Source organism: Mycobacterium sp. (assembly GCF_040398885.1).
In the GTDB taxonomy this organism is placed as follows: Bacteria; Actinomycetota; Actinomycetes; order Mycobacteriales; family Mycobacteriaceae; genus Mycobacterium.
In genome coordinates this window covers 1-3,957 of the sequence record NZ_JBBATF010000212.1, presented here as the reverse complement: position 1 = coordinate 3,957, position 3,957 = coordinate 1, and the positions used below count along the sequence as shown (strand labels likewise).

Below are 3,957 nucleotides of genomic sequence, written 5' to 3'. Positions count from 1 at the left end.
TGACGATCGCCCAGCTGTAGTCCGGCGCGTAGTCGATGATCCAGTAGTTGCCGGGATCGCCGGCCCCGGGCGGCCGCGGCCCGAAGCCCACGTTGAGCCGGGTGTTGGTCGGGCTGTTGACCGGCACCGCCGCACCGACGATGTCGACCGCCGGGCCGTTGGGGCCGAAGTACTGGCCGGAGTTCTCCACCTTGATCGAACCGTCAGGCTGCGGGGTGTAGGTCGCGGTGGTGTTCACCAGGCCGATGGAGAAGAACTGCCGGACGCTGCCCTGCTCGTACCACTTGCCGGCGTACTGGTTGACGTCGACCGGCGGCGGCGCGGGCAGCGTGGTCGCTCCCGCCTCGCCCATCACCATCGGCTGGTTGGGCACGTAGGTGCCGTCGTTGGGGTTTCCGTAGAAGCCGTAGACCGGGCTGGCGGGGTCGAAGCCGCCGTAGAGGTCGTTCACCCACCCGGTCGCGAAGGTCCGCACCGCTTCCTTGCCGCCCGGCGGCGAGGGCTTGACCAGGATGTCGCTGGCGACCGCGGCCAGCCGGGCGAAGAGGCTGTCGCCCTGCACCGAGTCGGTGTGCGAACCGTCGTCGATCAGCACACCGATGAACTGGTCGGGATGCAGCAGCGCAAGCTGGTCGGTGGTGGTGCCCCAGGCGTTCCAGCTCTGCGGGGTGGCCGCGATCTGGTAGTCCGGGATGTTGAGGCTGTCCAGCTTGGCGATGGCCGTCGGGAACACCTCCGGGAAGGACACCCCGTCGAACATCACCACGCCGAGCAGGTCCTTGGCGGCGCCGTTGTCGACGGTGCCCGCCCCGGCCACCGTGGCGAAGTTCCCGCCGGCCGAATGCCCGGTGAGGATGAACTTCTCCGGCAGCGGGCCCTGCAGTCCGGCCAGGCTGGCGCTGAGGTTCAGCGAGCCCCGGTCCCCGACGAACATCTCGGCCGCGGCCTCGCCGGAGAAGGCGTCGTCGAACCAGTTGATCTGCGGCACCACGACGATGCTGTTGGTCTCCTGCGCCAGGGCCCGGGCCATGTCGGAATACCAGCCGTTGAAGCCAAGGAACCCGTGCTGCAGCCAGATGACGCCGTTGGCCGCCACCGTGCCGTCGGCCTGGGTCGGGAAGTACCAGTCGGCCGGGGCGGCGTAGCCGTTGCCGGACGGGATGTTCAGCACGGCGCTGCCGGTCCGCAGCCCGGTGACCCCGTTGGACAGCGGCGGCACGATGACCCCGTCGATGCCGTTGTCGGTGCTGGTCGGGATGCCGCTGGAGATGTCCATGCCGAACAGGCCGAGCACGGCGGCGGTCAGCTTGTACAGCGGGGTGGAGGGGTTGGCGATCTGCGTCGGCAGGCCGATCGCCGCCGTCGGCCCCATGATGATCGGGCTGTTGGCGCCGGCGTAGAAGCCGTACTCCGCGGTCTGCGGGGTGTTGCCGCCGTACATGTCGTTGACCCAGCCGGTGCTGAGCAGGTGGGTGGCGGCGGTGTTGCCGGGCGGCACCCGCCCGGCCACGAGTTGCAGGACGAAGTCGAACAGCGGGTTCACGCCGAGCACCGAGTCGACGTGCGAGCCGTCGTTGAGCACCACCCCGACGAACTGCCCGGGCAGGGTGTTGACCAGTTGGTTGGTGGTGGCGCCGAAGGCGTTCCAGGCCTGTGCCGGGGCGGCGATCTGGTAGATCGGTTTGCCGGCGCCGGCCAGGGTCTTGACCTGGTCTTCGAAGGTGCCGTCGAAGGCGCCGTTGGAGACGCCGTCGTACATGACCACACCGACCAGGTTGGCGTCCTGCGCGTCGGAGCCCTGCCCGATGTAGTCGCCGCCGACCGCGCTGGCGAACCCGCCGCCGGCCGAATGCCCGGATACAGCGAACTTGCCCCTGAGCTGGTCGGGATCACCGGTGTAGCCGGCCGCGACGGCACTGTCGACCAGGGCGCTGCGGGTCGGGTCGAGAAACGCCGCCGCGGCCGCCTCCTGGGAGGTGGCGCAGTTCAGGCAGCCGCCGGAGAAGGTGAACGGGATGGACGACAGCGTCGGGGCGACCACGATGCTGTTGGTGCGCTGAGCCAGATCCTTGGCCAGCGCCGAGTAGAAGAAGTTGGCGGCGCCGAACCCGTGCTGCAGCCAGATCACCCCCTGGGCGTCGACGGACCCGTCGACCTGGGTCGGGAAGTACCAGTCGGCGGCGACGGTCTTGCCGATGAAGGCGCCCGGCATCTCGAGCCGGGAGTGACCGACCTGCACGCCGGTGACGCCGTTGTTGAAGCCCGGCAGGGTGGGGATCGGCGGGGCTCCGGCCGAGACCTGCGAACCGGTCACGGCGGCCGGGGCGGCGCTCTTCCGCTGGCCCGAGAAAGCGGCCAGCGCGGGCGTGGTGGCCACCGCCGGGCTGCCCGAGCCCCCGCCCAGGGCGTCGACGACGCTGGTCAGGAAGTCGCGCACCGGCTTGGCGGCGGCCGCCTTGGCCGCCGGGGCGGGGTCGGCGATACGTTGCACGACGGTGGCGGGCGGGGTGTCGTTGGCGGTGCGGACCACGGTGACCCGGGCGGGCCCGGCGGCGGCGGGTGCGGGTGCGGGCGCTTCGGCCGGTGCGGCGGCGTCCGGGACGACGGCGGGGGCTTCGGGCGCTGCGGTCGCCGGCGCTGCGGTGGCCGGTTCCTCGGTCGCCGGGGCGGTGGCCGCCGACGGCTGCGGGCGCTGCGCGGACGGGAGCGTGGAGGAGTTCTTGCGGCCGGCGGGTGGCGCCTCGTCGGCCGACGCGGCCGGGGCCGGCCTCGGCTTGGCGCGGGTGCTGCCGCGGCGGTCGGGCGCCGAGGCGCGGGGTGCGGACGCGCTGCGCGACGCCTTGTCGGTCTGCTGACCGTCGGGGCCGCCGGTGTCGGCCGAGGCGACGGCGGCCCCGGAGATTAGGGCCGAGCCGAGCCCGACGATAACGGCACCGGTTCCCAGCAGATTTCGACGTTCCATCGCGTTGTGCCTCCTCAGCAATCAGACGAGCAAACGCTACCCAAGCTGCGGCCGGATCGACAGCAAATCAGCTGTCGACGAGCGGTCTCGTCAGAATTTGGTCAGCGCGATCGGTCCCCCGTACGCGATCAGTCCCCGTAGTCGGGGCTGGCCGCGTACGTCTGGCCCGACGGTGCGCCGCCGGTCTTCTCCAGGTCGGCGAGGATGGCTTCCTGGGCGGCCGGGGGCAGGGTGTGCAGAATCTCGCGCACCCGGGCCTGGCGGCGGCCGACGGCCTTGCGTTCGGGCATACCCGGCGTGGTCGTCAGCTGCGGTGGCACGCCCTCGATCTCCTCCAGGCCGCCGTCGCCCTGACCGGCCTCCATGGCCGCCGCCTCGGCGGCGGCGGTGGCCTGGTCCTTCTCCTCGGACATGCCGATCGGGCCGATGCGGCGACCGTTGAGGAACTGCTTGACGGCGGGCTCCTCGCTGGTCAGCAGCACCTCGCGGGGGCCGAACATGACCAGGCGCTTGCGGTAGAGCATGCCGATGTTGTCCGGGACCGTGCGCACGATGTTGATGTTGTGCGTCACGATCAGGATGGTGGCGTCGATCTGGGCGTTGATGTCGATCAGCAGCTGGCTCAGGTAGGCGGTGCGGACCGGGTCCAGGCCGGAGTCGGGCTCGTCGACGAGGATGATCTCAGGATCGAGCACCAGGGCGCGGGCCAGGCCGGCGCGCTTGCGCATACCGCCGGAGATCTCGCCGGGGAACTTGTGCCCGTCGTTGGGCATGCCCACGATGTCGAGCTTCTCCATGACGATCTTGTTGATCTCGGACTCGGACTTCTTGGTGTGCTCGCGCAGCGGGAAGGCGGTGTTGTCGTAGATGTTCATCGAGCCGAACAGCGCGCCGTCCTGGAACAGCACGCCGAACAGGGTGCGGATCTCGTAGAGCTCCTTGGCCGAGCACTGGATGATGTCGGTGCCGTCGATGATGATCTTGCCGCGCTCCGG

2 protein-coding genes are annotated in these 3,957 nt (G+C 70.6%); both read right to left on the bottom strand.

What is annotated here, in order from left to right; all coding sequences use genetic code 11:
- A partial coding sequence (locus tag ADBZ5U_RS14840) for a lipocalin family protein (RefSeq protein ID WP_526811464.1) occupies positions 1-2,962 on the bottom strand: 2,962 nt, incomplete at its 3' end.
- Positions 2,963-3,090: 128 nt separating this feature from the next.
- The coding region (locus ADBZ5U_RS14835; protein ID WP_526811462.1) for an ABC transporter ATP-binding protein at positions 3,091-3,957 on the bottom strand (867 nt) is incomplete at its 5' end.